This is a genomic window from Kitasatospora sp. NPDC059408 (assembly GCF_042751525.1).
Lineage (GTDB): Bacteria > Actinomycetota > Actinomycetes > Streptomycetales > Streptomycetaceae > Kitasatospora.
Genome location: NZ_JBHYWI010000015.1, coordinates 41,958 through 68,892, shown reverse-complemented (window position 1 = coordinate 68,892; position 26,935 = coordinate 41,958). Strand labels below are relative to the sequence as shown.

The 26,935-nt window shown below is 72.2% G+C and carries 23 protein-coding genes; 13 read left to right on the top strand and 10 right to left on the bottom strand.

The annotated features are described in order from the left end of the window. Positions 1-215: 215 nt before the first annotated feature. Positions 216-1,604 (bottom strand): ATP-binding protein, encoded by a 1,389-nt coding sequence (locus ACFXDE_RS12865; protein WP_380493613.1) that lies wholly within the window; start codon positions 1,602-1,604, stop codon positions 216-218. A gap of 200 nt (positions 1,605-1,804) precedes the next feature. Next, complete coding sequence (locus ACFXDE_RS12860) at positions 1,805-2,497, bottom strand: response regulator transcription factor (protein ID WP_380493611.1); 693 nt, start codon at positions 2,495-2,497, stop codon at positions 1,805-1,807. Positions 2,498-2,869: 372 nt separating this feature from the next. On the opposite strand from ACFXDE_RS12860, the gene ACFXDE_RS12855 reads away from it, so the two are divergent. Together ACFXDE_RS12855 and ACFXDE_RS12850 are read left to right on the top strand one after the other, a co-directional pair. Beyond that, positions 2,870-4,153: a peptidoglycan-binding protein gene (locus ACFXDE_RS12855; RefSeq protein ID WP_380493609.1), complete on the top strand. Its 1,284-nt coding sequence runs from the start codon at positions 2,870-2,872 to the stop codon at positions 4,151-4,153. Positions 4,154-4,402: 249 nt separating this feature from the next. Continuing rightward, positions 4,403-4,846, top strand: coding sequence for a GntR family transcriptional regulator (locus ACFXDE_RS12850; RefSeq protein ID WP_380493607.1), 444 nt, complete (start codon positions 4,403-4,405; stop codon positions 4,844-4,846). Between the two features lie 56 nt (positions 4,847-4,902). Here the strand turns inward: ACFXDE_RS12850 and ACFXDE_RS12845 are convergent, their stop codons facing one another. Further along, the gene (locus ACFXDE_RS12845; RefSeq protein ID WP_380493606.1) at positions 4,903-5,781 is read right to left on the bottom strand and encodes an LLM class flavin-dependent oxidoreductase; all 879 of its coding nucleotides are present in this window, start codon (positions 5,779-5,781) and stop codon (positions 4,903-4,905) included. Positions 5,782-6,041: 260 nt separating this feature from the next. On the opposite strand from ACFXDE_RS12845, the gene ACFXDE_RS12840 reads away from it, so the two are divergent. Both ACFXDE_RS12840 and ACFXDE_RS12835 read left to right on the top strand, forming a co-directional pair. Beyond that, on the top strand, positions 6,042-6,698 hold the full coding sequence (locus ACFXDE_RS12840) for a hypothetical protein (protein WP_380493604.1): 657 nt from the start codon (positions 6,042-6,044) through the stop codon (positions 6,696-6,698). Between the two features lie 176 nt (positions 6,699-6,874). Continuing rightward, positions 6,875-7,408, top strand: a complete 534-nt coding sequence (locus ACFXDE_RS12835) for a signal peptidase I (protein ID WP_380493602.1) — start codon at positions 6,875-6,877, stop codon at positions 7,406-7,408. A gap of 6 nt (positions 7,409-7,414) precedes the next feature. On the opposite strand, the gene ACFXDE_RS12830 is transcribed toward ACFXDE_RS12835, so the two are convergent. Beyond that, positions 7,415-8,080: a response regulator gene (locus ACFXDE_RS12830; RefSeq protein WP_380444873.1), complete on the bottom strand. Its 666-nt coding sequence runs from the start codon at positions 8,078-8,080 to the stop codon at positions 7,415-7,417. Positions 8,081-8,213: 133 nt separating this feature from the next. Beyond that, positions 8,214-9,380, bottom strand: a complete 1,167-nt coding sequence (locus ACFXDE_RS12825; RefSeq protein ID WP_380493599.1) for a sensor histidine kinase — start codon at positions 9,378-9,380, stop codon at positions 8,214-8,216. 699 nt (positions 9,381-10,079) lie between these two features. Between ACFXDE_RS12825 and ACFXDE_RS12820 the strand changes: the two genes are divergently transcribed. Continuing rightward, complete coding sequence (locus ACFXDE_RS12820; protein ID WP_380493597.1) at positions 10,080-12,236, top strand: tetratricopeptide repeat protein; 2,157 nt, start codon at positions 10,080-10,082, stop codon at positions 12,234-12,236. Positions 12,237-12,313: 77 nt separating this feature from the next. Here the strand turns inward: ACFXDE_RS12820 and ACFXDE_RS12815 are convergent, their stop codons facing one another. Together ACFXDE_RS12815 and ACFXDE_RS12810 are read right to left on the bottom strand one after the other, a co-directional pair. Next, complete coding sequence (locus ACFXDE_RS12815; RefSeq protein WP_380493595.1) at positions 12,314-13,831, bottom strand: peptide MFS transporter; 1,518 nt, start codon at positions 13,829-13,831, stop codon at positions 12,314-12,316. A 314-nt stretch (positions 13,832-14,145) separates the two neighbouring features. Beyond that, complete coding sequence (locus tag ACFXDE_RS12810) at positions 14,146-15,144, bottom strand: LuxR C-terminal-related transcriptional regulator (protein WP_380493593.1); 999 nt, start codon at positions 15,142-15,144, stop codon at positions 14,146-14,148. Positions 15,145-15,911: 767 nt separating this feature from the next. On the opposite strand from ACFXDE_RS12810, the gene ACFXDE_RS12805 reads away from it, so the two are divergent. From ACFXDE_RS12805 to ACFXDE_RS12775, 7 genes are all read left to right on the top strand, one after another. Then, a complete protein-coding gene (locus tag ACFXDE_RS12805) occupies positions 15,912-16,295 on the top strand; it encodes a glycine-rich domain-containing protein (protein ID WP_380493591.1) in 384 nt (127 codons plus the stop codon). Between the two features lie 34 nt (positions 16,296-16,329). Then, on the top strand, positions 16,330-17,667 hold the full coding sequence (locus ACFXDE_RS12800; protein ID WP_380493589.1) for an MFS transporter: 1,338 nt from the start codon (positions 16,330-16,332) through the stop codon (positions 17,665-17,667). A 4-nt stretch (positions 17,668-17,671) separates the two neighbouring features. Then, positions 17,672-19,123: a Gfo/Idh/MocA family protein gene (locus tag ACFXDE_RS12795; protein WP_380493587.1), complete on the top strand. Its 1,452-nt coding sequence runs from the start codon at positions 17,672-17,674 to the stop codon at positions 19,121-19,123. Continuing rightward, the gene (locus ACFXDE_RS12790) at positions 19,120-19,629 is read left to right on the top strand and encodes a hypothetical protein (protein ID WP_380493585.1); all 510 of its coding nucleotides are present in this window, start codon (positions 19,120-19,122) and stop codon (positions 19,627-19,629) included. The genes ACFXDE_RS12795 and ACFXDE_RS12790 overlap by 4 nt, the downstream gene beginning before the upstream one ends. Before the next feature lie 2 nt (positions 19,630-19,631). Next, positions 19,632-20,501: a hypothetical protein gene (locus ACFXDE_RS12785; RefSeq protein WP_380493583.1), complete on the top strand. Its 870-nt coding sequence runs from the start codon at positions 19,632-19,634 to the stop codon at positions 20,499-20,501. Positions 20,502-20,508: 7 nt separating this feature from the next. Next, on the top strand, positions 20,509-21,042 hold the full coding sequence (locus tag ACFXDE_RS12780; RefSeq protein WP_380493581.1) for a GNAT family N-acetyltransferase: 534 nt from the start codon (positions 20,509-20,511) through the stop codon (positions 21,040-21,042). 108 nt (positions 21,043-21,150) lie between these two features. Further along, on the top strand, positions 21,151-22,731 hold the full coding sequence (locus ACFXDE_RS12775) for a CocE/NonD family hydrolase (protein WP_380493579.1): 1,581 nt from the start codon (positions 21,151-21,153) through the stop codon (positions 22,729-22,731). Here ACFXDE_RS12775 and ACFXDE_RS12770 read toward each other — a convergent pair. From ACFXDE_RS12770 to ACFXDE_RS12760, 3 genes are all read right to left on the bottom strand, one after another. Continuing rightward, positions 22,728-23,807: a response regulator transcription factor gene (locus tag ACFXDE_RS12770; RefSeq protein WP_380493577.1), complete on the bottom strand. Its 1,080-nt coding sequence runs from the start codon at positions 23,805-23,807 to the stop codon at positions 22,728-22,730. The genes ACFXDE_RS12775 and ACFXDE_RS12770 overlap by 4 nt on opposite strands. A gap of 153 nt (positions 23,808-23,960) precedes the next feature. Next, positions 23,961-24,311 (bottom strand): cupin domain-containing protein, encoded by a 351-nt coding sequence (locus tag ACFXDE_RS12765; RefSeq protein WP_380493575.1) that lies wholly within the window; start codon positions 24,309-24,311, stop codon positions 23,961-23,963. Positions 24,312-24,692: 381 nt separating this feature from the next. Continuing rightward, positions 24,693-25,127: a hypothetical protein gene (locus tag ACFXDE_RS12760; RefSeq protein WP_380493573.1), complete on the bottom strand. Its 435-nt coding sequence runs from the start codon at positions 25,125-25,127 to the stop codon at positions 24,693-24,695. 98 nt (positions 25,128-25,225) lie between these two features. On the opposite strand from ACFXDE_RS12760, the gene ACFXDE_RS12755 reads away from it, so the two are divergent. Further along, a complete protein-coding gene (locus ACFXDE_RS12755) occupies positions 25,226-26,929 on the top strand; it encodes a serine/threonine-protein kinase (protein WP_380493572.1) in 1,704 nt (567 codons plus the stop codon). The last annotated feature ends 6 nt before the right edge of the window (positions 26,930-26,935 follow it).

The window sequence follows — 26,935 nt, the reverse complement described above, 5'->3', positions numbered from 1 at the left end:
GATCTCCGCAGTGGTTGGACCGCTGCATGACTCTCCCCGGTGTGGTGGGCACCCGCAGGAGCCCGTCGGCGCCAGGGAGAAGGTCCGGCCGGAGAAGCGGCGCAAGCAGGGACATGCTCTTCCACGCGGATCCGGTGCCGGCCTGAAGGACGCCGGGCGCCGCAGCAATTCCGGGACCGCCAGGCGTCATTGACGTCTGGCGGTCCTTCGTGGTCTCAGCTCCCGTCCGTCCTGGGCCGTGGTCGGCGCTCGGCGGCGGGCAGACGCAGGACGAGCCGGGCGCCGGGCACCGTCCCCGCAGGAGCCTCGGCCGTGAGCGTGCCGTGGTGGGTGGTGGCGATGGACCGGGCGATCGCCAGGCCGAGGCCGGCTCCTCCGCAGCCCCTGGTCCTGGCCGCGTCGAGCTGCGTGAACCGTTCGAAGACCCGTTCCCGGTCGGCGGGCGGGATCCCCGGACCGTCGTCGGCGACTTCCAGCGTGATGCTGCCGTCCTCCGTCGCGACCCTGACGTGGACTGCGGCGCGCGCGTGGCGGCGGGCGTTGTCGACGAGATTGGTGAGGACGCGGACCAGGTGCGCGGGAGCGCCCCGGACCGTTGCCGGGCCGGGCGCATCGACGAGCACGACGGGGGCGGCCGAATTCGACGGGACCGCTCCGTGGGTACGAGCCAGCTCGGCGAGGTCCACCTCGCTCTCGCGGCCCGGGCGGTGCGCGTCGAGCCGGGCGAGCAGCAGCAGGTCGTCGACGAGCCCCGCCAGTTCGTCGGTGTCCTCCAGGGCGTCCGCGACGGTCCGCGGCCAGTCGGTCCGGTCCGGGTGGGCCAGCGACAGCTCCAGGCGCGTACGCAGGGTGGCGAGGGGGCTGCGCAGTTCGTGGGAGACGTCCCCGGTGAACGTGCGCAGCCTGGCCACCGCGTGGTCGAGCCGGTCCAGCGTGGCGTTCATGGCCGTGGCCAGGCGGGCGATCTCATCGCGCCCGCCGGGTACGGGCAGGCGCCGGTGCAGGTCACCGGCCGTGATGTCGGCGACCTCGCGGCGCAGCGCTTCGACGGGCGCCAGCACACGGCCGACCGCGGTCCAGGTCAGCCAGGCGCAGAACAGCACGAGGACGAGGAGGATGGGGATCATCCACGACGACATGCTGAGCAGCGTCGCGCGCGCGGCGTCGAAGTCGACGACCGCGGCGACCTGGAAGCGGCCGTCGCCCGAGTTCACGATGGCCGTCGCGTCCGAGGGGGCGCCGGCGGACGGGGAGGCAGAGGTCGGTGACACCGACGCGGAAGGGTGCTGCGCGACCGGTCCGGGATCCCACTGCGCGGTCGTCGTACCGGGGTCGCCGAGGCTGACGGCGCCGGCGGCGCCGCCCCGGACCGTGTAGCTGCCGCCGGAGGAGCTGCTCCGCGCCTCCAGCACTTCCACGGCCGAGACCGCGTTCCGCCGTGCTTCGTCCCTCGCGGCTTCCCACAGGTCGGCCCGCAGGGCAGCGAGGAACGCGGCCGAGGCCGCGACCAGCGCGAGGGTGAACGCCGCGGTGACGGCGACGGTGGCCCGGGCGCGCAGCGTTCGCGGAGCCGACCGCCTCAACCGCGCTGACTGCTCGTTCACCGGCGGCCGATCGGCCGGGCGGCGTCGTCCCGGGGCTGTTCACAGGAGACGGTCGTGACGGGAGGGGCTGACGGAACGGGCAGCAGACGCATCCCACCAGGATGCCTGAGTGCGCAGGTCCGGCTGGTCCGGCCACGAGTCCTGAGTACGGCGTCAGTTCGCCATTCGCTGGTTCGCTGGGTTCGCGGGGCTCACGGGGCTCACGGGCGGGAGGTGCCGCGGTGCCGTGCCGTGAGCCGGTAGCCGGCGCCCCGCACGGTGAGGATGCTCACCAGCCCGAAGGGAGTGTCGAGCTTCCGGCGCAGGGCGCTGATGTAGACCTCGACGACGTTGAGCGGCCGGGGCGACCCTCCTTCCCAGACCCGCTTGATGATCTCCGGCTTCGCGACGACCTGCTCCGCCCGTTCGGCCAGGCAGGCCAGGACGGCGAACTCCTTGCCGGTGAGCTCGACCTCCGTCTCCCCGCGCCAGACCCGGGTCGACACCGGGTCCACCCGCAGGTCGCCCACCAGCCACTCCGTCGGGGTCCGCTGCGCGCTGCGCCGCACCAGCGCCTTCAGGCGGGCGAGGAGCACGACGAACGAGAAGGGCTTGACCAGGTAGTCGTCGGCGCCGGTCTCCAGCCCCTCGGCGATGTCGTACTCCCCGTCCTTGGCGGTGAGCATCAGGACCGGCGTCCGGTCGCCGACCGTCCGCAGGCGCGCGACCACCTCGTACCCGTGCATCCCCGGCAGCATCACGTCGAGGACGATCACGTCGTAGCCGCCCTCCAAGGCCCGCCGCAGGCCGGTGTGCCCGTCGGGGGCCCAATCCGCGTCGACGCCCTCGGCGGCCAGGCCCTGGCGGAGCAGGTCGGCGAATCTGGCGTTGTCTTCCACGAGCAGCAGACGCATGACGCCAGCATGACGCCCGCCGTCGCAACCCTCCGGTAACCCTGAAGCAGACTTCAGGAGACCGCCGGTGGCGGCCGGTACGTGGTCTAGCTTTCACCCAGCGGCTCCGGACGTTCGGCGCCGGGCCCGCATGTTTGCCGGGCCCGCGTGTTTGCCGGGCCCGCGTGTTCGCCGGGCCCGCGTGTTCCCGGCGTCGATGCACGGAAGAGCGCCCGATCGCGAGGCCCCGGCCGTCACCGGCCGGTCCGGCGGGGGATGCGCCCGGAGGCTGAGCTCGGACCGCTCCTTGCACCGACCGCCGATTCACCTTCCGTCCTCGGCCCCGGCTCTGCTGCCGAGGACGTCGTTGCTCACGAGACAAGGACGCCCACGATGTCGTTGCCGGAATTCAGCGAGATCCCCGCACCCGCCGACTGCCCGTGCCCCGGTTGCGCCGAGGCCGCCGCGCAGGACCGGGCGGCCGTGGCCCGTTCGACCCGCGTACGGGCGACCAGGCTGGTCGCGGCGGGTGCCATGACCGCGGCGGCATTCGCCGGTGCCGGGACCGCCGGGACCACCGAGGCCGTTGCGGCGGAGGGCGCCACACCGTCCGCGCCCATCGGTACACCGACGGGCGACGACGACGGCTCGCCGTCCCCGCAGGGCATGCCCAGCCCCGCCACCGGCTCCGCGGCGACCGCCGCACCCCGGCTGACCCGCGCCCAGATCCTGGCCCGGGCCCAGGGCTGGATCGATGCCAAGGTCCCGTACAGCATGAACCGCTACCGCCAGGGCTACCGCACCGACTGCTCCGGCTTCGTCTCGATGGCGTGGTCCCTGCCCGGCAGCCACTGGACCGGGGACCTGCACCAGTACGCGACCCGCATCACCAAGACGGAGCTGCGCCCGGGGGACATGCTGCTCTTCCACAACACCGCGAACCCCCAACGGGGTTCGCACGTGGTGCTGTTCGGCGGCTGGGCCGACGGGGAGCACACGCGGTACGTGGTGCTGGAGCAGGCCGGCGGGCGTGGTGCGGTCAAGCGGACCATTCCCTATGCGTACACCTCGCACGGGTCTTCCTACATCCCGTACCGCTACAACGGCGTTCGGGAGGAGGATGCACCAGGAGACGGTTCAGATCGTGCCTTCCCGGGCGCGGCACGGTTCGGCCCCGGGGCCGACAACGCGGACGTCACCAGGCTCGGCACCATGCTGATCGGCCGCGGCGCCGGGCGCTTCTACCAGCACGGGCCCGGCCCGCGCTGGGGCCGTCCCGACAGCGATGCCACCCGGGCGTTCCAGCAGGCGCAGGGATGGTCGGGGGCGGCCGCAGACGGGATCCCCGGGGCGCAGACCTGGCGACTGCTCGTCGAGGGCCGGGGCAAGGACATCGGACCCGGCGCGGACCGCCCCGCCGACCACCCCGCGAACCGGCCCCCGGCATTTCCCGGGGCCGGGCACTTCAGGCCGGGCCAGCGGAACGACCACGTGGCGCTGCTCGGCAGGCAACTGGTGGCCAAGGGCTACGGCCGGTACTACCGACAGGGCCCGGGGCCTGCCTGGAGCGAGTCGGACCGCCGCGCGGTGCAGGCCTTCCAGGCCGACCAGGGCTGGCACGGCGTCGACGCGGACGGGTACCCGGGAGAGCACACGTGGCGACTGCTGTTCCGTTGAGGAGAATGCGTGATGCCGGGTCAGCCATGTGTGGACGGTGGCCCGGGCACTGTCCTCGACACGTAGGACCGAGCCTCATCGTGGAGCGCATCGAGGGCCCCTGAGCGGGTACCGGTCTGCGGTTTCCTCGATGCACTTTGGTGCATCCCCCCGGCGACTTTCCGCTCTACCGGGGGGATTGGCGAGGACCCAGGATCGATGCACGGTGGGACCGACCCGCCTGAACCATCGACAGGGATCGAGGAAGAGATGTGCGATGACGTCGGCCGGTCGGAGCGGACGAAGAGGCGGCCCGAGTACCGGGACCTCGCCGCCGACCTGGTCGGCCGGCTGCCCCGGCCCAGGTCGCCCGAGCGGGTCCCGGCGGTCGGGCGGATCGCTCGCCTGTACCGAATCCCCGTCCCCACGGCGGAGTTCGTCCGGCGGGCTGCGGTCACCCTGCTCCGGCGACCGCCCTGGCTCCTGCCGCAGCCCCCCGGATCGGTGGCGTGGCTGGGCGTGGCCGCGGATCTGCGCGAGCGCATCGAGGCGCGCAGCCTGCGAGGGCGGATCCCCGGGCGGCGGGCGCTCGCGGAGGCGTACGGGGTGAGTCTCGACGTGGTCAACCAGGCCGTCGAGGCGCTGATCGAACAGCACCTGCTGGTGGTCAGGCCCGGTTCGCCGGGCACCTACGTCAACGAGGAACGGCCGTGACCGCCGCGAACAGCACCCCGGGCAGGGGCGCTGTTCGCGCTTCAGCTGTTCGTGTTTCAAGGGGCGGGGCGCAGGCCGGTGACGAGGTCCTGGACGAGGGTGTACGAGCGGATGCGCAGCGCGTGGTCCGGGCACGGGGTGGAGACGGCGAGGGTGTCGGGCCGATACAGGTCGAGCAGGTGGGCCAGGTGTGGCCTGATCCGGTCCGGCGTGCCGACCAGCGTCCGCGGCCGAGCGGTGGCCGTAGGCGGCTCCGCCCAGGCGAGCAGGGCCTGAAGCGCGGCGGCCTCGCCGGGGTCGTCGGCGCACGCGATCCGTAGCGCCAGCGCGACGCGCGGTGCCCCGGGGCCGGCCTCCGTGCGGCAGAACTTCCGGTAGTGGTCCAGGAAGTCCGGGCGCGGCAGGTGATCGGCGGGGAGCCCGAGGCAGAACGGAAGCCCGTACGCCGCCGCGACGGCGGCGTCCTCGGCGCGCTGTCCGGTCAGCCAGATCCGCGGTGAAGCGGTGGGGGAGTCATGTGCCTCCTCATGGCGGAGGGCGGCGAGCAACGCGGTGAGCCGGGGGCCCGGGAAAGGCGTGCCGTGAGCGGCGTCCGGATCGGTGGCGACGATCAGATCGGTCCGCCGCGGGTGCAGGTGGGCGAGCGACATGAACCCGGCGGCGCCGCGGACCGGGCCTCCGTCCTCGGGCAGGACCAATCCGGTTCCGACCCGTATGGATCCGGTGATGGTGGCGGCCGCGGAGGCCATGGCGGTGAGCATGTGCGAGTGACGGACCGTGCCGGGGTCGACGGCGGCCCAGTAGCCGTCCCAGCCCAGCTCCTCGCAGCCGACCGCCAGCCGGACGGCCTCCTGCGCGGCGGCCGCCGTGCCCGTCAACGCGTGCTCGCGGCCCGACACGTGGATCGGCGCCTGATCATCGACGATCAATTCCATCGGAGTTGAGGGGAGCCTTTCGGGTCGCGGAGCCGTGGAGTCCCGACCCGAACCGCGTGCGGGGAATTCCACTCCGGTGTGCGGGCGGTGTTATTCATGGCGCTTCCCGGTCGAATGGGCGCAGAAGGACGGTAACACCGGGGAATGCCACTTTCGCTGCCCGGCCGGTCCACTTTGGATTCGCCCGACCGGGGTTTGATCAATGGGTGCTCGGCCGACCCGGCCGGCTCGCAGAAATCCGAAAAGCGGAGATCAATTCAATGACGATGAACAACCGGCGCACCGAGACCGTCAAGCGCTGGACGAAGCTGGCGGCCGTGCCGGTCGGTGTCCTGGCCGCGGGGGCGATGGTGCTCGGCGCCACCCACGCCACGGTCACGGCCTCGGCCTGGAACAAGGACAACACCGTCCGGTCCGGCACCTGGACGAAGTCCAAGGTCACCAGCGACAAGGGCGACAAGGCCGTCGTCGAGGTCTCGGGCCTGATGCCCGGCGACAAGGGCAACGCCGGTGTGAACTACACCTTCGCGCCCAGCAAGGCGGACGGCGGTTACGAGAGCCGGGGCCACGTGGTGCTCCGGGTCGACAAGGCGACGGACGCCGACGGCAAGGTGGTTCCGGCGGTGGCGGACTCCGAGCTCGCCAAGCACCTGCACCTCGCGTTCACCATCGATCAGGGCAAGGGCGTGGCCCCCAAGGTCGTGGAGAAGACCCTGGCCGAGTGGTGGCAGTGGGGTCAGGGCGAGGGCGGCCGCTCGATCCTGCTGGACACCAAGCTCAACCGGAACGACCCCAAGGCTCCCGAGAACGCTTCCAAGGTCGGGCTGACGTGGTCGCTGGACCCGCAGGCGCCGGAGAAGGCTGCGAAGTCGACCATCACGTTCGACCTCGGTGCTGAGATCGACACGGTGGCCTGATCTTGAACCTCGTGGGCGGCGCTTCAGACAGGTCTGGAGCGCCGCCCACGAGGGTGGGGCCACCGGTTGCGGCAGGAAGGCATGCGGAAATGACGGAAATGACAGCTGAGCCGACGCCGGTGGGCGAGAGCGGCGGTACTCCGGAGAGCGACACCACGGGGCATAAGGTCGATCAGGTGTCGGCCGCCGACGACGTGGAGAGCTGGTGGGCCGTCGCAGGCGTCGCGCTCTGCCGTGCGGTCGTCACGTTGGTCACGAGCCTGGTGCTGATGCCCCTGGCGGCGCTGGTCTGGGGCTGGAGTCCGTCCGTGGTCGTCTCCGACTCCATGAGGCCCGCGTTGAGCAGGGGCGATGTGGTCGTCACGCGGTCCGCGGACCTCGACGAGGTCGGCGGCGGAGCGGTGATCTCGTTCAAGGACCCCCTGCACGACGGCCGCCCGACGACCCACCGTGCCGTGGAGCGTCTGGAGGGTGGTGCCGCCTACCGGACCAAGGGCGATGCCAACCCCGATCCGGACCCCTTGCTCGTCAGGGCCGGGGAGTTCACGGGCATCGTCACGGTCGCGGTTCCGTGGGCCGGCAAGGCCTGGACCTGGGCCGAGGACGGGGACTGGGGGCCGTTGGCCGTCGCCGTGGCGCTGTACGTCCTGCTGCTGCGGGGCTGCTGGACCGGTTCCCGGCGGTCCGGGGTGGCCGTCCCGGTAGCGTGAGGTCTTCTACTCCCCGTCGAGGAGCCCCGCGTTGTGCGCCAGGATGGCGGCCTGGGTCCGGTTCTCGACGGCGAGTGCGGTGAGCAGCCGTGAGACGTACGCCTTGACGGTGCCCTCGGCGAGGTACATCCGCTGGGCGATCTGCGCGTTGGACAGGCCGCCGCCGACCAGGCGCAGCAGTTCGCGTTGCTGCTCGCTGAGCTTCTCCAGGCGGCGCCGCTGGTCCGGGGGGACTCGGACCGCCTGGTCGGAGCGGTCGCGGGAGGCGTTCACGAGGTGGGCCGCCGAGGCCGAGGCCAGGACCGTGCCGCCGCTCGCCACCAGCCGGATCGCGCCGACCAGTTGCTCGGGCGGGGCGTCCTTGAGGAGGTAGCCGGCGGCACCGGCCTGGAGGGCCTCGGTGACGCCCTCCTCCGTGTCGAAGGTGGTCAGGACCAGGACGATCGGCGGATTCGGCAGGGCCAGCAGCTGCTTGGTGGCGGTGATCCCGTCCATGCCGGGCATCCGGAGGTCGGTCAGCACGAGGTCGGGCGCCAGGGCCCGGGCCTGTGCGAGGGCCGTGGCCCCGTCGGCGGCCTCGCCGACGACGGTGATGTCGTCGGTGGCGTCCAGCAGCGCGCGCAGTCCGAACCGGACGAGTGGCTCGTCGTCCGTCACAAGCACGCGGATCACGTCCGTCTCCTCTGGGTTCGTCCCTGTCCCGATCCGGGGCTCCGGATCAAGATCTCCGAGGGTCGCACGGCGGATGTTCACGAAAGTGAATGGTGCGCCCGCCGAAAGTGGGGACTCACGGGACTCACCGGAGTCACGGGCTTGCGGCCGGGTCGTCGAGCGGGACGGACGTCACGACCCGCCAGCCGCCTCCGTCGGTCGGCCCGGCGTGGAAGTCCCCGCCGAGCAGCGAGAGGCGTTCCCGCAGCCCGATCATCCCGAAGCCGTCACCCGCCACCGCGATCCGCCGGGCGGGGACCGGCGATGGGTCGTTGCGCACCATGGTTTCGAGCCTGCCCTCCGCCGTGGAGACCCGCACCTCGGTCCTCGCCTCCGGGGCGTGCTTGACGATGTTGGTGAGCGATTCCTGGACGGTGCGGTACGCCGTCAGCGCGATCTCGGGCGGGACGGGGCCGAAGACGTTCGTGGCGAGGGTGACGGGCAGGCCGGACGAGCGGGCCTCGGCCACCAGCTTCTCCAGGTCGGAGAGGCAGTGGCCCGCGATCACCGAGTCGTCGCCGTCGCGCAGCGCGCCCAGCACCTGGCGCAGGTCCCGCAGGCCGGCCCGGGCGGTGTCGCCGATGGCACGCGCCACCTGCCGGCTCTCCGGCTTGACGCCGGGGACGAATTCGAGGGCTCCGGCGTGCATGGCGATGATCGCGATGCGGTGCCCGAGGACGTCGTGCATCTCGCGGGCGAGCCGGACGCGTTCCTCCGCCCTGGTCTGGGCCACCCGGCGCTCGCGCTCCTCGCGCAGGGCGACGATGCTGTGCTCGTAGGCCCGTGCGCCCAACCCGCAGACGACCGGGAAGAAGGCGTAGAAGGCCGCGGTGAGGAGGTCGTTCGTCAACGACTCCCCGGGGCGGCCGGGGAGCAGCGCCTTCAACGGGACGGACAGCACGCCGGCGGCTGTGATGACCGCCGCGCGGTGCCGTGGCTGGAACCTGGCGAGGCTGAACAGCGCGAGGAACACCGGCGTGCGGGCACCGTCCAGGACGAGACCCGCGAGGGTCAGTACCGTGACCGCCAGGGGGGCCTGCCGACGCCACAGGAAGCCTGCCGTCACCACAAGGGCGACCACGAGGCTGGGCACGACGTCGCACAGCAGGCCGGTGGTCGGCTTGAGGGCGTTGTTCACCGACCCGATGCCCACCAGGCCCACGATCAGCAGGTCGGCGCGCGTCCACCGGGACCGGCCGGCCGGCTTCGTGAAGGCGGTGTACCAGCGCTCGAAGGCGTCCGGAGCGATGGAGGGCGTCACGGGGGGCGGTCCTTGATCGAATGCGGCTGATTCGGGCGAAAGATGATGATTCTAGACGTTTTCGTGCTTGATCGCTGCGGACTCCCGACTGCTGCGGCGTCTCGGCGGGCGGAATTCGATCATCGGCAGGGTGCGGTCGGAGCGGGGAAGTATTCCGTGGCGACGCCGGATTCGCCATGCACGAATGGCAATGCATTTCACAACTCCGGATGCGTTTCCGACCACCTTCGGCCGTGGCCGGGACGGATGGGCACAGGCATGATCATTGGCGCCCGAGAGATCACCCTTCCGAAGACAGGAATCCCCGTGCCCGCAATTCCCGTCCTGCCCGAGGACATTCCCGCGGAATGGACCGCCCATGAGGCCGTCCTCCGTCGGATCCTGGCCGGCCTCCGGTCCGCCGAGGCGACCGACCTGCCTACCCCTGGCGCGAAGGAGAGCGGAGGCTCTCTCTCCGTCGGTCGGCCCCGCTGACCTCCGTCCGCCTCCGCCGATCCGGCACGACCACTCCGCAGAGAAAGCGCCATGAGCATCCGCCGACTTCGCACCCGCAGCACCGGCCTTGTCCGGGCCGCCGTGACCCTCGCGTCCGGACGCCCGCCCAGGCCCCGACCCGACAGCCGGGCAAGGACATCACCCGATCGCGGCCCGGAGGCGGTGGCACTCCCCGGACTCCCCGGACTCCCCGGACTTCCCGGCGTGCCGGACACCCCGGCAGCCCGGGAGTCCGCCCGGCTCTTCGTCGCCGAGGCCGCCCGGGCCGGGCTCGCCGAGGAGGACCCGGCGGTGACCGAGGCGGTGGCCCGCTGCGGGTACCACCCGCTCGCCGTCCGGCTGACGGCGGCCCGTTTCCGGGACCGGCCGCTTTGGTCGCTCGGCAGCCTCACCGCCGAACTGGACGCCACGGCACGGCGGTCGACGGGGGCACCCACCGTGCCCGCTACCGTCCCCGCCGTCGTGGCCGCCGCGTTCCACCTGGCGTACCGCGACCTGGCGCTTCCGCAGCAGCGTCTGCTCAGGAGGATCGGGCTGGTTCCCGGTCCGGACTTCGACGTCCTCGCCGCCTCCGCCCTCGTCGACAGCGATCCGGCCACGGTCGGGGCCCTGCTGGACGGCCTGGTCGGGCGCCACCTCGTCGAGGAGCCGGCCGACGGGCGCTTCCGGCTGCCGGAATTGCTGCGTGAGCCGGCCCGCGTGCTGGCCTTCGGTGACGGCCCCAACACCCGTGCGGCGGCCATCAACCGGTTCCTGGACCATTACCTCGCCTGCGCGACGGCGGCCGACCGCCAGGTGGCCCGCCGCCCCCTCCTCGCGGCCGGACGGCTCGCGCCGGGCGCGGACCGTGCCCCGGACCTGTCCACCCCGGAGCGGGCGATCGCCTGGATGCAGGGTGAGTGCGCCAATCTGCAGGCCGCCGTGGAGTTCGCCATCCGGCACGGCCGCCACGCCCACGCCGTCCACCTGCCGGCCGCGCTGCACGCCTACCTGCGCGGCCGGGGCCACTGGCAGGAGGCCCGCGTCCTGCACCACCTCGCGCTCGACAGCGCCGTCCTGATCGGCGACCGGCCGGGCCGGGGCGAGACGCTCCTCAACCTGGCCGAGCTGGACGGGCTGACGGGCGAGCAGGCGGCGGCCGAGGAGCGGTACTCCCAGGCACTGGAGCTGTACCGGGGCCTGGCCGACCGCACCGGCGAGGCGTACGCGCTCTCGGGGCTCGGCCTGGTCCAGGAGGCGCAGGGCCGGTACGAGAGCGCGGTGGAGACCCACCAGGCCGCGCTGCACCTCCACCTCGCCGACGGGGACCGCCACGGCCAGATCGCCGCGATGGTCGGACTCGCCCGCGCCCAGCGGACGTTGGGGAACCACACGCAGGCCACCCAGAACCTCCAGCCGGCACTGGAGCTGTCCGAGTTCCTGAACAGCCGCCCCGGCCGGGCCGACGCCAGCCTCGGCCTGGGCGTCGTCGGCGAGCTCACCGGGCAGTACCAGGCCGCCGCCGCCCGGCACTGGGAGGCCGTGAACCTCTATGCCGCGATCGGCGACCGGCTGGGGCAGGCCGACGCCCTGTCGGCACTCGGACGGATGCAGCAGCTGATGGGGCAGTACGCGGCGGCCCTGGGGAGCCACGGGGAGGCGCTGGAGATCCACCGTGCCCTGGGCCACGACGAGGGACGGGCGGACACCCTGCTGCTGCTCGGGGACGCCCACCTGGCGCTCGGCGAAACCGACCCGGCCACACGGGAGTTCACGACCGCGCTGGAGCTGCACCGCGACGGGGGCCGCCGGCGGGCCGAGCTGGACGCGCTCCTCGGGCTGGCCCGGCTGGACCACGCGGCCGGTCGCTCCCGGGCCGCGGTCGAATGGCTCTCCGGGGTGGTGGCCGGTTACCACGAGCTGGGCGTCCGGCCCCGCGAGGCCCGCGCGCTCGCCGTGCTCGGCGACGCCCAGCGGTCCACCGGCGCCTACGAGCCGGCGCTCCAGAGCCTGTGGCGTGCCCTGAGCCTGTGCCGGGACCTCCAGGACCCGGGCGCGGAGGCGCAGACGCTCAACCTGCTGGGCCGGCTGCTCGCGGAGACGGGCTGGTCGAACCCGCACACCCACTACGCGCAGGCCCGCGACCTCGCGTGTGAACTGCCGCTCCCGTACCAGGAGATGCTCGCGCTGGAGGGCGCCGGGATCAGCCTGTGCGAGGAGGGCTCGGAGGCCGAGGGCGAGATCTGGCTGCGCAGCGCCCTCGGCGTTGCGGACCGGCTCGGTACCCCGGACACCGAGCGGATCCGCGCCCGTCTCGACGCCCTCACCCGCGGTCCCGTCCTCGTGGCCCGGCCGGAGTCCGCGCCGGAGCACGAAGGCTGACCCGCCGGACACAGAACGGCCGCGGTCCCAAGCCCGAACCAGGGCTTGGGACCGCAGCCGTTTGCGTGCTGGGCAGATCAGCGCACGTCGCCCATCAGGGACCGGACGGTCCGGCGGCCCAGGTGGATCGCGACGCCCGCGAAGACGGCCAGCGCCGCCTGACCGACGATGGCCGGGGTGCCGTTCAGGTTCACGCCGGTCATCGAGAGCAGACCGGCCACGCAGTCACCGGCGGTGACCGCGAGGAACCACACGCCCATCATCTGCGAGCCGTACTTCGCCGGCGCCATCTTCGTGGTCAGGGACAGGCCCACGGGGGACAGGCACAGCTCGGCGACCGTCTGGACCAGGTAGATCGCGACGAGCCACATCGGGCTCACCTTCTCGTCCGGGCCGGCCACGGCCAGCGGCACGGCGAAGACGAAGAACGAGACGCCGACCAGCACGAGGGCCAGGCCGAACTTCACGACGGTGCTCGGTTCGCGGTCCCGGCGCGCCAGCCCGATCCACAGTGCGGCGAAGACCGGGGCCAGGGCCAGGACGAACAGCGGGTTCAGGGACTGGAACCAGGTCGAGGGGAAGTCGAAGCCCAGCAGCGTGTTTGCGGACTTGCCCTCGGCGAAGGTGGCCAGCGTCGAGCCGCCCTGGTCGTAGATCATCCAGAACACGGCGGCGGCGACGAAGAACCAGATGTAGCCGTTCATTCGGGCCTGCTCGGTGTCCGAGAGGTCCTTGTCGCGCTTGATCCGGACCAGCACACCGATGGGAATCAGCAGACCGGCCAGGGAGAGCGGGACGAGCGCCCATTCCAGGGTGAACGCACCGGCCGTGACCACGCCCGTGTAGAAGAGGGTGACGACACCCGCGACGGCCGCAGCCGTGGCGACGACCTTCGAACGCTCCTGGGGGCTCAGCGGGTTCGGCACGACATCGCTCTTCGCGCTCAGGTGACGGGTGCCGAGTAGGAACTGGAGCAGCCCCAGGGCCATGCCCACGCCGGCCAGGGCGAAGCCCAGGTGCCAGTTGAACTCCTGGCCCACGGTGCCGATGACGAAGGGCGCGACGAAGGCGCCGAGGTTGATGCCGACGTAGAACAGCGTGAAGCCGCTGTCCCGGCGCGGGTCCGCCGGTCCGTCGTACAGGTGCCCCACCATCGTGGAGATGTTGGCCTTCAGCATGCCCGAGCCGACCGCGACGAGCGCGAGCCCGGCGAAGAACATCGCTTGCCCGGGGACGGCGAGCAGGAAGTGGCCCGCCATGATCACGACGCCGGCGATGGTGACGGTCTTCCGGGCGCCCCAGACCCGGTCGCCGAGCCAGCCACCGGGCATGGCCATGAGGTAGACCATCGCCACGTAGACCGAGTAGACGGCCGTCGCGGTCGCCACCTTCATGGCCAGACCGCCGCCCTGGCTGCCCGCCGCGGAATCCGGCCCGCCCGAGATCAGGTAGACGACGAGGAGGGCGCGCATGCCGTAGTAGGAGAACCGCTCCCACATCTCGGTCATGAACAGGGTGGCCAGGCCACGGGGGTGACGGGACGGGGACGTCCCGCTGGCGGTGCCGACCGTGTCGTTGGTCAGGCTTGGTGCCATGGTGGTTCCTTACTGATTGCTGCTCACTGGTCGCGCGTGGGGCGTCACACCCCTGCGACGTATCGGGGGCCGGCGCGGAGTCCGGCTGCCTGGGCGTCTCGTCCCGGCCGGGCCGGACATCCCACAGGCCCCTCATTTCTAGGCCGTCGCGCGTGAGCCGCGACAGTCGCCGATGGTCCCCGGCCGATGTCCTTTCGATGTGCACACCGACCCGACTCGTGCACCATCGTCGACTGCCCGCGGCCCGGCCGTCCTCGGGCGCGCGACCGTGCCGCCTCTGCCCGGGGTCGGCCGTCCGGTCGGGGGCGCAGGTGTCAGGCCGTGAGGCTGTGGAGCAGGTAGCCGGCGTGGAGCCGGTTGCGGGCGCCCAGATCCTGCATGACCTCGGCGATGTGGCGCTGGGTGGAGCGAAGCGAGAGGCCGACGCTCTGGGCGATCTTCTTGTCGGTCTCACCCTGGACGAGGAGGCCGATGATGGTGCGGCGCACCTCGGTGGCGGCCTGTACGGCCTGGTGCCTGCTGTATTCGAGGGGGAACGGCGTGGCTCCGTTCCAGGTGCGTTCGAAGGCTTCGGCGAGCGCCGCGACCACACTGGCGTTGCGCACGACGACGGCTCCCTCCTGGGAGCCGAGCAGGGGCAGTACGGCAATCGAACGGTCGAAGATCAGCATCCGTGCGAATCCCGGTGCGGTCGTCCGGACCTCGGCCCCCATCGCGGTGACGCGCTCCACGTAGGCGATGGTGGTCTGGTGGAACTGGGCCGTGTGCTGGTACAGGGTCCGCAGGCGTACCTGTCGGGCGAGCAGTGCCTCGGTGCGGCCGAGCGATTCCTCGAGGACCTGTTCCGGGCGGGCCCCGCCGGGTTGTGACGTGAGCACCTCTTCGGCGGCCGAGGCGGAGAACTCGGTGATGAGCCTGAGAGCGACGTCCAGCTCGGTGACGGTCTCCGTGTCGCGCTCTGCCGCCACCTGGTCCATCGACCGTTCGTAGAGGGGGGCGAGCTCGTCCAGGTCCTCCCTGATGCGGTCGATGCAGCCCTGCGTCTCCTGCATCCGGCGCAGGAGCGGGCCGAGGACCTGGATGCGGGCGGAGTCGGGCGCCACGGCGCTCCAGCGACTCGGCGAACGCGAGTCCGCGCGGATCAGGCCGAGGGATTTGAGGGCGTCGATCGCCTCGCTGGCCTGCTTGTCCGTCAGTCCCAGTTCGAGTACGGCATCGGCCGTGGCGACCGAACCTTTGGTGACACAGAGTTCGTACAGGGCCTTTGCAGTGACGGTCAGTACTTGCGGTTGACCAGTGTGCCTAATGTCCATATCGATCCCGTTTCCTTCCCCCGTCGTGTTGCTGTTGGCAGAATACCGACAAGGTCGCTCTCTGGACGTGCCGGGTGTCAATGGGTGACGATCTCGGCGGGCACAGTCCGTCGTGTACGGATCCTGCTGCCCGGCATCCAAGGAAGGCAGAAACGGGGAGCATGGCAATGGCGCGTCTGGTTCGAGTTCTCGGTACGGTCCTGGTGGGGGCGGGGTTGGTCGTCGCCGGCATCGCAGCCTCGGTCGATTCCTCGCACGCCGCGACATCGCCCCGGGTGCAGAAGGTGGAGCAGCTCGCGGACCTCGGGTGGGGAAGCTAGAAATTCATCGGCAGGTCGAACGGCAGCGAAAGCCGCCATCCCGTACCGGGGTGGCGGCTTTCGCCGTTTCTTGCTCCGGATCCGCCGTGTCCGTTTTGTTCTGTCCTCGTCTTCGTGTCGGCAGGAAGACGAGGGGTCGACAGGCTGGAATCGGCCGGCGCTCCGGCGCAAGAATATGGATGTGCCGCAGGGGCGGCGCAGGACGGAAAAACCGGAAGGAGGTGATTTCAATGGAGCAGGAGCGGAAGATCGCCGAGCGCCCGATGCGCTGCGAGTGCTGATGGCTGAACGGGTGGGGCCGCGCCGCTGTGGTGCGGCCCCACCGTCCCTCTCTTGAAACGGAGTTGAGTCATGGTGACAGCAGTTCGGGAGATCGTCCTCACGTCGAGCAGCGGTCGGGTCCGAACGGTCGTTCCAGGGCCGGAGCGCATTGAGTGCCTCGACGAGGTGCGGGACTACATATTCGGCCTCGACTTCGGGCTCATCAAGTGGAATCTGATGAACCCCGCCGTGGGCTCACAGCTGCCGATCTCCCAGGACAAGGCCGACTTCTCGGAGACCTTGTACAAGCGCTGGCTCTTCCTGCGGAGGAAGCACGAGGGCGAGAGCATGCCTCCCTCGGCCGATATCGACGAATTCTGGCACGCGCACATCCTCGACACGTTCGCCTACACCGAGCACTGCGACCGGATATTCGGCTACTACTTCCACCACTATCCGTACTTCGGAACGCGCGGCAAGGCCGACGAGCAGGCGCTCTACCAGGCCTGGGACAACACCATGGAGTGGTATCAGGCCGAATTCGGAGAGCCGCTCTACCAGTACGACTAGCCCGGGACGACGGGCCCGACCGACAGGAGCGGCAGTGAGTGCGATCGCCTCGCCGACCGTGGACGAGGGCAGGACCCGCCCGGACCGCGGTCGCCCGGCCCTGACCGGCGTGCAGCGCCGAGCGGTGGCGGCGAACGCCGGGATCATCCTCCTCAGCAGCGCCACCGGCGGCATGTCCGCCGACCTGCTGCAGCTGTTCGCCCTGCAGGTGCTGGGTCTCTCGCCGGGGCAGATAGGGCTCGCGCTCGGGCTGCTCGTCCTGAGCAATCCCGTGCAGCTCTGGGCCACCCGGCTGGCCGAGCGGATCGGCAAGCGGCGCACCATGCAGGCCGGCGCCCTGGGGACGGTCGCCGTCCTGGCGCTGTTCGCTGCGCTCGCGCCCCTCACCCGGGCGTCCCCCGCGTGGGGCTACGCGGCGTTCGCCCTGGCCGTGCTCGGCGCGGAGATCTGCATCGCGTCCTCCTGGGGCGTGGCGTGGAACCCGTGGGTCCGTGACTTCACCACCTCCGCGGACCGCGCGTTCTTCGTGAGCCGGATGAAGCTGGGGAGCCAGCTGGTCTCGGCATCGGGCGTCGTCGCGGTGACGCTCCTGCTGGGCGGCAGACTCACCGAGACCGAGTTCGACGTGCTGCTGGCGGGGCTGGCCGGCTACCTGGTCTTCGCCGCCCGGCAGTTCCAGCACCTTCCCGAACGGCGGTCGCCGGTCCCGCGCGGATCCGCGCCGAAGGGCGGTGGCGTGTGGGCCACCCTGCGGGTGCCCGGACTGCGCAAGGTCTATCTGGTCGGAACGTGCCAGATGCTGATCGGCCTGCCGCTCCTCACCGCCTACGCCGTCGACGTGCTGCACTACCCGGCCGCCGTCCTCACCACGGCCGTCGGCGTCCGAACGCTGGCGAACCTGTGGTGCCTCGGCCGCTGGGGCCGGCTCGTGGACCGGCTGGGTCCGCGGACGGTGATGCGCCGGGCCGGACTCGCGCTCGCGGTCCTGCTCTGCGGGTGGGTTCTCGTTCCCTCCTACAACGGGCTCGTGACGAGTGTCCTGTTGGTCGTCTTCTCCAGCCTCGTGCAGGTCGCCAAGAGCGGCTTCTCCATCGCGTTCAACTCCCACCTGTACACGCGGATCCCGGAGGAGCAGTCCGTGCCGGCCTTCACGCTGCTGGACGTGCTGAGCTCGTCGACCCTCCAGTTGTACGGGGCCCTGGCCGGCTGCCTCATGCCGCTCGCCTGGAGCGGGGGCCCGTTGCCCGGCTGGCTGCCGCTCGACGGGTACAAGGCCGCTGTCGCGGCCGGTGGGATCGTCGCCCTGTGCCTGGTGGCCCCGCTCTTCCGTGCGGCGCGCCGCGCCCCCTCGTCCGAAGCAACTCCGAGGTGACACTGTGATCAACGTCCTGCTCATCGGTGTGGGCCTGCACGCCCGGCGGGCCCACCTGCCCGCCCTGGTCGGCCTGCGCGCCCACCGCCCGGTCGCCGTCCGGGCGGTGGTCGACCTGGCCGAACGCTCCGCGGGCATCACCGCGCACCTGGACGACCTCGGCCTCACCGACGTCGAGGTCATCGCGTTCGACAAGGCGCCGGGCAGCGCCGCGCCATCCCTCGACCGGCGGGAACTCGCCCTGCTGGACGACGTGGCCGGCAGGCTCTCGATCGACGCGGTCGTCGTGTCGACCGAGCCCCTCGCGCACCGCGGATACGTGGAGTGGGCCCTGCGGCGCGGCCTGTCCGTGCTGATCGACAAGCCGGTCACCGCCCGTGCGGGCATGGTCTCCTCGGCCGAGGCGGCCAGGGGCACGCTGACCGACTTCGACGGCCTGAACGCCCTCCACCGCGCCTCGGGACGGCCGGACCAGATCGCCGGCGTCGTCGCCCACCGCCGGTACCACCCGGGGTTCCGGCGCGTCAGGGAGCTCATAGCCGAGGTCTTCGAGGCCACCGGCTGTCCGGTCACCACCGTGAACGCCGAATACGGCGACGGCGAATGGCGCATGCCGTGGGAGGTGTACGAGCAGGAGTACCACCCCTTCTCGCTGGGGTACGGCATGCTCGCCCACTCCGGCTACCACGCCTACGACACCGCGGCCTGGCTCGCCGACACCACGCGCCTCGGAAGCCCGGGGCCGGACGAGCTGACGATCACCTCGCAGTTCGTGACGCCCGCCGACTACCTCGCCCAGCTGCCGTACCCGCTGCTCGAACGCGCCCTGGGCGCCCTGCCGGTCGGTGAACGGGAACTGGAACGGATCGCGGCCAAGACCCCCGACCACCACATGGGCGAGGTCGACGCGCACGCCATGGCCGCCCTGCGCCGCGACGGCCGCACGCTGACCAGCATCAACCTGCACACCGTCCACTGCAGCCTGTCCGCCCGTGCCTGGGCCTCGCCCGGTGGCCGGAACCTCTACACCAGCAACGGCCGGGTCAAGCAGGAGACGTACACGATCAAGCAGGGCCCGTTCCAGTCGATCAAGGTCGCGCTGTGGCAGTCCGCCCCGGACTGGGACCGCGACTACCTGCCGCTGCACGAGATCGGCGGTGACCGGCACTGCGAGATCCACGTCTTCCGCAACCAGAACCTCCGCAAGGACTGGAAGTCGCACGAAGCGATCTCGCTGGCGGACCTGGAGACCGTCACCGATCAGCAGCTCGCCGTCGGCCCGGGCAAGCTCACCATCACCGGCGAGTTCCTGGACGCCGTGGCCGGCCGGATCCCCGCCGACCGGCTCACCTCTCCCCTCGCCTCCCACCGCCTGGCCACGGCCATGGTGGCCGGCGCCTACGAGAGCTGGGCCACCCGCGACAGCGCGCGCGGCCCGGTCACGATCGCGCTGTGACCGCGCTCCGCCGCCTGCCGGCCCGCGGCTACCTGCACATCGCCGCCGGCCTCGCCCTGGTCGGAGTCCAGCTGCACCACACCCTCACCGACCGCTCGGCCTGGCCGTTCTGCAGCTACAACATGTTCAACCGGCCCACCCCGCGCCGCATGCGCCACATGCGCATCGTCCTCCTCGACGAGCACGGGCACCGGACCGAGCCCCAACGGGTCTGGGGCATGCTGCCGATGGAGCACTTCCGGGTCGCGTCCACCTTCATGCAGATCTACCTCGACCCCGAGACGCCCGGCCCGGTCAGGCAACGGTTCTCCGGGCTGCTCGTCGACCGGCTCAACGACAGCCCGTGGAAAGCCTTCGACCAGGTCAAGGCGGCGCCGAGGAATCCGAACGGAGCCCGCTGGACCGGCTTCGACCTCTACCGGGTGCTGATCGACCTCGACGACTACGACGCCGACCGCGACCGCCCGCACCACGACACCGAACTCCTGTACCGCTTCCGGAGCTGACCATGCCCCCGACCAGCCTGGACCCGGCCCTGCGCCTGGCCCTCAGCCGATGGACCGTCGGCGCGGCAGTGATCCGTTACACCGCACACCTGCCCGACAGCGCCTTCTTCGCCGAACAGCGACCCTTCGCACCCGGGCCCCCGCCGCTCCGCCGTCGACGAACGGGCGACCCCGCTCCCGCCCCGCGGAGGACGGCGCGGCGGGTGAGGGCCCTCAAGGCGCTCACCCTCGCCGCCGTCGGCACCTGGACGGCCGGCATCGCGCCCAGGACCAGCGGCGTCGTCGCCACCGGCGCCTTCGCCCTGCTCAACCGCGAAGTCGCCTACGGCCTGCCCGGCTTCGCCGGCTACACCAGCCACCTCAACATCATGCTCGCCACGCTCGCGGCCGGCGACACCCACCGGCGGCTGAGCCTGGCCCGGCCGCGTCCCGACACACCGGGCCAGGCCCGTCTGCGGGCGGCGCAGACAGCGCTCGCCCAGCTGTTCGTCGCCACCGTCTACACCCAGTCGGGCCTGTCCAAGCTCCTGCACGCGGGCAGCCACTGGATCAAGGACGCGACCACGCTGCGCCACGCGCTGGCCCTGTACGGCACCCCGGCCGGCCGTGCCCTCGGCCGCCGGGAGGACCTCATGCCGGTCCTGTCCGCCGCCGCCGTGGCATTCGAGGCCGGCTTCCTCCCCGTCCTCGTGCTCGTCCCCCGCGCCCGCCCGCTGCTGGGCCTGGCCGCGCTCGCCTTCCACGGCACGGTCAAGAAGACGATGGACATCTCCTTCTGGCACCTCGCCTGGCTGAACGCGCCGCTCTTCCTCGACGTCCCGCGCGCCCTTGCGAGAATCGCCGTCGACACCGACCCCCGACCGAACGGCTGACCACGCCATGCCGCTGAACCCCCTCCCGCCCGCCGCCCTTCGGGCCGACGGCATCGAGCTCCTGGAACTGCAGCTCGCCGACTGGCCGTTGGAGCAGCAGCTGTCCCGCGTGCCCGACGTGGTCCGCTGGACCTTCTACCGGGCCGACATGACCGAACAGCAGGCCCGCGAACGCATCGAGCTCGGGCACGCCCGCAGCCGCGACGGTGTCAGCCGCCGCTATGCCGTCCGCCTCGACGGCCAGTCCGTGGGCACGGCGGGCATCATCGTCACGCGCGAGCATCCGGAGGTCTTCTACGCCCTCCTACCGGACGGCCGGGGCCGGGGGGCTGCGACGGCGGCCGTCCGTGCGCTGAGTGACTGGGCCCTGGACGCCGGGGCGGATCAGGTCGTCATCTGGACGGGCGAGGGGAACGCGGCCAGTGAAGCGGTGGCCCGACGTGCCGGGTTCCTCTTCGCGGGTACCGAGGTCGACCTCGACCACGGTGAACCGGAGACGCTTCTGAAGTGGGTCCGGCGTGGTGGTGGTGTGCCGCGGTGAGATGGGTTACCGGCCAGTAGTTTGGCTGATCATCGTCTCGTCTGAGGCTGCGTCAGATCGTTAGGCTCCCTGCGATCGGATGTTGTGAGCAGTAGGGAGAACAGCGTGATGGCACGACCCCACCGCAGTGGCGGACACCGGGCGGTGAGCGTCGCGCTCGTCGTGGCGCTCGGGCTGGGGGTGGGGGCCGTTGCGGCGCCGGCCGCCGTTGCGGCGCCTGCGGCCGCCGCGTCGGCGTCGGCGCTCGGCGGGTTCCGGCTGGCGAGCATCACCGCCTCGGACGGGGTCGTGCTCAAGGCCGACGTGTTCACCCCGCCGGCCGGGACGCCGGGGGCGGACGCGCAGGGGCGGTACCCGATCCTGGTGCAGCCGGCGAGCTGGGGGCAGAACGACCTGGAGTACGTCGCCCAGGGGCACAAGTTCGCCGCCGCCGGGTACGTCGTCGTGACGTACACCGTGCGCGGGTTCTGGGGATCGGGCGGGCAGGTGGACGTCGCCGGGCCCAAGGACGTCGCCGACATCTCGACGGTGATCGACTGGGCCCTCGCCAACACCTCCGCCGACCCCGGCCGGGTCGGCATGATCGGGCTCTCCCTCGGCGGCGGACTCACCCTCCTCGGCGCCGCGTTCGACCCGCGGATCAAGGCCGTCGCCTCGCTGAGCGGCTGGGCAGACCTGACCGACGCGCTCTACAGCGGGCAGACCCGGCACACCGCCGCCGCCACCCGCCTGGAGAACATCGAGCACCTGACCGGCCGCAAGAGCCCGGAGTTCGCGACCGCCCTGGACGACCTGTTCGGCGACCACGACCTGCCCGACGTGATCAAGTGGGCGGGCGTCCGCTCCCCGGCCACCTACCTGGACCGCATCAACGCCAACGGCGCCGCGATCTACCTCGCCAACGGCTGGAACGACAGCTTCTTCAACCCCGGCCAGATGGCCGACTTCTACCAGCGGCTGACCGTCCCCAAGCGCCTCGAACTGCGCCCGGGCGACCACGCGAGCCAGGAGTTCACCGGCCTGCTCGGCTTCTCCAACGCCACCTGGGACAACGCCCGCGGCTGGCTCGACCACTACCTGATGGGCGCAGCGGGCTCGCAGGGGCCCCAGGGCGTCGACCTGGAGGTCCGCCCGGGCGGCGCCCACGAGGCGTACCCGGACTGGAGCTCCGTCAGCTCCCGCACCGAGCGGCTGAGCCTCGACGGCAGCGCCACGGTGCGCGGCGACGAGTCCTCGGGCGCGAGCGGCGGCGTCGTCCTGCTCTCCGGCATGATCGACCAGTGGCTGCACCAGCCGCCGACCGTCGTCGTGCCGTTCCTCGACCGCTCGGCCGCCGCCGTCCGCCAGTCGGAGCCGTACGGGCAGGGCCTGCGGGTGCGCGGCGCGGTCCGCGTGCACACCACCGTCACCAGCTCGGCGCCGCAGGGCACGGCCGTCGCGTACCTGTACGACGTGGACGCGCTCGGCGTCGGCCGCCTCGTCGCGCACGCCCCGCAGAGCTGGGCCGGACGCCCGGCCGGGCAGGCCTTCCCGCTCGACGTCACGCTGTTCCCCACCGCCTACGACGTCCCGGCCGGTCACCGCCTCGCGCTCGTGCTCGGCACCCGGGACGACCTGTACGGGGGCGAGACGCCCAAGGGGAGCACGGTGACCTTCGGCCCGGCGGACGTCTCCGTGCCCGTGCGTTAGGCGCCGCCCAGCATGATCCGGGCGACCAGCTCCCGCCGGCTGGCCACCCCGGCCTTGGCGAACACCGACTTGAGGTGGTCCTGCACGGTGTACGGCGCCATCGCGAGCGTCCGCGCCACCTCACGGGTGTCGCAGCCGCGCACGAGCAGCAGGGCCACCTCCTGCTCGCGCGCGGTCAGCCCGTACGCGGCCAGGTAGAGCGGCACCGTCTCGGCGGGCGTGGCGGGGGAGGCGACCACCGTCGCCTGGCCCGCCACACCCGCGCCGCGCAGGGCGGAGCCGTGCAGCACGTACCAGCGGCCGTCGCGGGTCTGCACCCGCACCGGCAGCTGGGACGCGGGCAGTCCGTGGGCCGCGCGGCGGGCGTGCTCGGCGGCCATCGCCACGGCGGTGGGCACGTCGAGCGCGGTGGGCGTCGGGTCGGCGAGCCGGGCGAGCAGGTCCTCGGCGGGGCCGGAGAGGGCGAGGAGCCGGTTGGCCCGGTCGAGCACGATCACGGCCGGCGCGCGGTCACCATCCTCATCCACCCGACCGGACGGCGGGACGTGCGAGGCGCGCAGGGCGTTGCCGAGGTGCCGCGCCGCGAGGTCCGCGAACCTGCGCTGCCGCGCCGGGTACGGGCCGCGGTCGGGCGCGCGCATGAACGCCGCGCAGCCCCACATGCCGCCCGCCGCGTCGAAGCAGGCGCGCAGCTCGTCGCCGAACCCGGCCGGCCGGATCTGCTCGCGGTAGCGGACGCTGCGCCCGGGCCGGCCCTGGCTGACGTGCCTGATCGTTTCGGCCCGGCGGCCGGCCCGGCGGATCTTCGGAAACGTCGCCAAGTCGTCCGTCCACACCTCAAGTTGGACGGCGTGGTCGTACGCGGCGAGGCTGAGGTCCTCGCTCTGCACCGAGGTGACGAGCCCGGTGGCCGGGTCCGCGGTGTGCCAGCAGACGGCGTCGAACTCCAGGACCGGGCGCAGGAGTTCGTCCGCCGCCCGGAAGATCCGGTCGGTCGGCAGGGCGGCCGCGGCGAGGCCCCGCAGCCCCTCGATGGCACCCGCCTCGGCGGCGGCCCGCGCGTTCCGTAACCCCATGACGCGGAACCTAACACCCGGTTCGTGCCCCGACCACGCGCCGATCGGCGGGCCCCCACTCCTCCTCCCGACGGGCGTGGTTCCGGCCAGTCGGGGGCGCGCCGAGTCGGCGCTCCGGGTGGTGCTCGGTGCGTCGCCGGTCCGGTGACGAGGTCACGACGGGTCGGGCAGGTGCACGTCCAGGGACGGGCCTTCCAGCGCGAGGGCGGTGAGACCGGTGGCCGTGCCGGACGCATGGTCCTCGCCGGGCTCCCAGCGGACACCGTCGCCGGCCGACACGGGAATCCGGTGCCCGTCCGGACCGGAGACCCAGCCCTCGCCCGTGATCACCAGGAAGACCTGGCGAACCGGAGCGGGATGCGAGCCGATCGTTCCTCCCGGCCCGATGGTCAGATAGGTGAGATGGGCGGATCCCGGTCCTGCGGCGACCTGCGCGGCGGTCGCGCCCACGCTGTCGAAGCGGTCGATGGCCTTGTCCGCGCGGTCGAACCGGAACAACTCCACGTGGGCTCTCCTCGCGAGATCCGAAAGGCACCGATCCTAGTGGGGACGCCCCGAGGTGCCGAACGGTCGTGAATCCGGGCGGGTGTCCCGTACCTGGCGAGGGGCGGCGGGGCATGGAGCGGGCACGAACGACGAATATCGATGACATCCTGTCAGGATGATCGATCATTCCGGGCGTCCACTACGCCGCCAGCTCGCCCAGCCGTTCTCCCACGCCGACGCCGCGGTCGACGTTCCGCTCGTCGAGCCGCAGGGACCCGTGGGCTCCCCGTTCTCCACGCCGGCCCCGGATCCGGCGGCATCCGAGACCGGGCCGAGCCGGACGGAGGTGCCGGCTGCACGGCGACCCCTCGGGCCCGGCGGTACCGCCGTACGGTCGGCTCAAGTCTTCACCGGGATCGAGGACTGACGACGATGCGGACGTGAGGGAGCCGCAAGAGCAGGGCCGGGGCCGTCGATCCGGACGAACGCCTCCCGGACGGCGACCCGGCCGGCGGCGCGGAAGGAGCGTGCGCTCGAATCCACGTCGTGAATGACCGTACGGTGGATGACGACGGCCAGCGCCACCCCACCCGCGCCGCGTGCGGCCAGCTCTTCGCGGATGCCCTCGACGAACGCCTCGTGCCACGAGCGGAGTTCACCCTCCGGGATCGTGCCGACGAGCTCCGCCCCGTGCGCGACCTCCAGGACGATCCCGTCCTCCCAGGGCTCGAAGTCCACCGTCACGTCAGCGAAGTCGGACGGACACCCCGCCTGCCACACGTACCGGGCCCGCACGTCCCGCACCGGGTACGGCGGGAACACCTCATTCTCCACACGGCGACCGTAGCTCACTGCCGCGTCGGTAGCATCGTCCTTGATCATCGACGGTGCTCCGACGGTGATCCGACGATGCCGGGGGAGCGGGAGCAGCGGTGACCAGTCAGGACCACACGGGCATGCCGCCGTTGCGGCCGGGCGACCCGCGCGACGTCGCGGGCTACCCGCTGCTGCGCCGGATCGGCGAGGGCGGCATGGGGGCCGTGTACCTGTCCCGGACGCGCGGCGGCCAGCCGGTCGCGATCAAGGTGATCCGCGAGGAGTTCGCCCGCGACGGGGAGTTCCGCCGCCGGTTCGAGCAGGAGGTCCGCGCGGCCCGGACGGTGCAGGGCTACCACGTGGTGCCCGTCATCGACCACGACACCGGCGGCACCACGCCTTGGCTGGCCTGCCGCTACGTTCCCGGCCTCGCACTGGACCAGGCTCTCGGCGAGTTCGGGCCGCTGCCTCTGACGACCGTGTTCCAGGTGGTCGGCTGCGTCGCGGAGGCGCTGCGCGCGGTGCACGCGGCCGGGATCGTCCACCGGGATTTGAAGCCCAGCAACGTCCTGCTCGCCTCCGACGGCCCGTGGGTCATCGACTTCGGCATCGCCCGGGCCGAGGACGGCACCCGGCTGACCGCCAGCGGCTCGATGATCGGCACGCCCCATTTCATGTCCCCGGAGCAGGCGCTCGGAGAACCGGTGACCCAGGCCGGCGACGTCTTCGCCCTCGGCCTGATCGCCGCCGTCGCCGCCACCGAGCGGCACCCGTACGGGGAGGGCAGCGCGATCACCCTCGCCACGCGCATCGCCAACACCGAGTACCGGCCCCCGGACCTCTCTGGCTACCAGCCCGAGTTGCGCGCGCTGCTTGCCCGTTGCCTGCACGCCGACCCGGCGGCCAGGGCCACGCCCGAAGAGCTGGCGGACCTCTGCAACCGTGTCCTACCCCGGCCCCTCCGGGCCTTCGAACACTGGCTGCCGGCACCCCTGGCCGGGGAGATCCGTCGCCGCGAGACGGCCGTCCGCCGGCTCCTGGACGGGGACGCGCCGGTCGAGGGGCCGCCGGCGGAGGAGAGCCCGGTCGAGCCTGCGGTGCCTGAGCCCGCCGCGCCCGCGCCTGCCCCGGCCGGGTACCTGCCCACGGCCCCCGCCACCGCCCCCGCCGTACTGCCCCGGCCGCAGCCGCCCGCGCCGACCCGCGTCCTGGATCCCGATTTCCTGGCGGCCGTCGCTCCCCAGGCCCCCGCTCCGCCCGCGCCGCCCGCCTACGCCCCCCAGGTCCCCGTTCCCCCCGCTTCGCACACGCCCGCGAGGCCCAGGCGACGACGACGTCTGGTGGCCGTGTCGTTCCTGGTCGTCGGCCTCTATATCGCCTACCTCTCGTTCGCGGCGCTGGACGTCCCCGACGAGAAGTCCACCGCTCCCGTCAAGTACGGACCGGTCGATGTCACCGTCGACTCCGCTCAGGCCGCCTCCATCGACCTCGACGCGGACCGGCCGGTGGTCGGTGCGGATCCCGCCGATCTGGCGGTGCGGTGGAACGCGGCCGGGGCGCCGAGCCTGGGGGTCGAGCAGGCGCGGCCGGCCCTGGCGGAGGCCGCCCACGCCTTCGTCGACTACGACCCGACCTCCGGTGAGTGCAAGGTTCAGATCAAAGCGAACGGCGTCGCCGACAGCGGCCCCCTGGTCGTGGGCCGACGGTTCTGCTACCAGACCCGCAAGGGACGGACCGTCTTCCTCAGGGTCAAGGCCGTTCCCTCCGGTGTCGGGCCCTTCCAGCTCACCGTCACCGCCTGGGACGACAAACCGAAGTGACCCCGG

What these genes read in the sequence shown, in the direction of transcription:
- ACFXDE_RS12785 (WP_380493583.1), top strand. Translation starts at nt 19,632, where the DNA reads ATGCCCCCGACCAGCCTGGACCCGGCCCTGCGCCTGGCCCTCAGCCGA.
- ACFXDE_RS12780 (WP_380493581.1), top strand. Translation starts at nt 20,509, where the DNA reads ATGCCGCTGAACCCCCTCCCGCCCGCCGCCCTTCGGGCCGACGGCATC.
- ACFXDE_RS12815 (WP_380493595.1), bottom strand. Translation starts at nt 13,831, where the DNA reads ATGGCACCAAGCCTGACCAACGACACGGTCGGCACCGCCAGCGGGACG.
- ACFXDE_RS12850 (WP_380493607.1), top strand. Translation starts at nt 4,403, where the DNA reads ATGTGCGATGACGTCGGCCGGTCGGAGCGGACGAAGAGGCGGCCCGAG.
- ACFXDE_RS12855 (WP_380493609.1), top strand. Translation starts at nt 2,870, where the DNA reads ATGTCGTTGCCGGAATTCAGCGAGATCCCCGCACCCGCCGACTGCCCG.
- ACFXDE_RS12840 (WP_380493604.1), top strand. Translation starts at nt 6,042, where the DNA reads ATGACGATGAACAACCGGCGCACCGAGACCGTCAAGCGCTGGACGAAG.
- ACFXDE_RS12810 (WP_380493593.1), bottom strand. Translation starts at nt 15,144, where the DNA reads ATGGACATTAGGCACACTGGTCAACCGCAAGTACTGACCGTCACTGCA.
- ACFXDE_RS12770 (WP_380493577.1), bottom strand. Translation starts at nt 23,807, where the DNA reads ATGGGGTTACGGAACGCGCGGGCCGCCGCCGAGGCGGGTGCCATCGAG.
- ACFXDE_RS12845 (WP_380493606.1), bottom strand. Translation starts at nt 5,781, where the DNA reads ATGGAATTGATCGTCGATGATCAGGCGCCGATCCACGTGTCGGGCCGC.
- ACFXDE_RS12775 (WP_380493579.1), top strand. Translation starts at nt 21,151, where the DNA reads ATGGCACGACCCCACCGCAGTGGCGGACACCGGGCGGTGAGCGTCGCG.
- ACFXDE_RS12860 (WP_380493611.1), bottom strand. Translation starts at nt 2,497, where the DNA reads ATGCGTCTGCTGCTCGTGGAAGACAACGCCAGATTCGCCGACCTGCTC.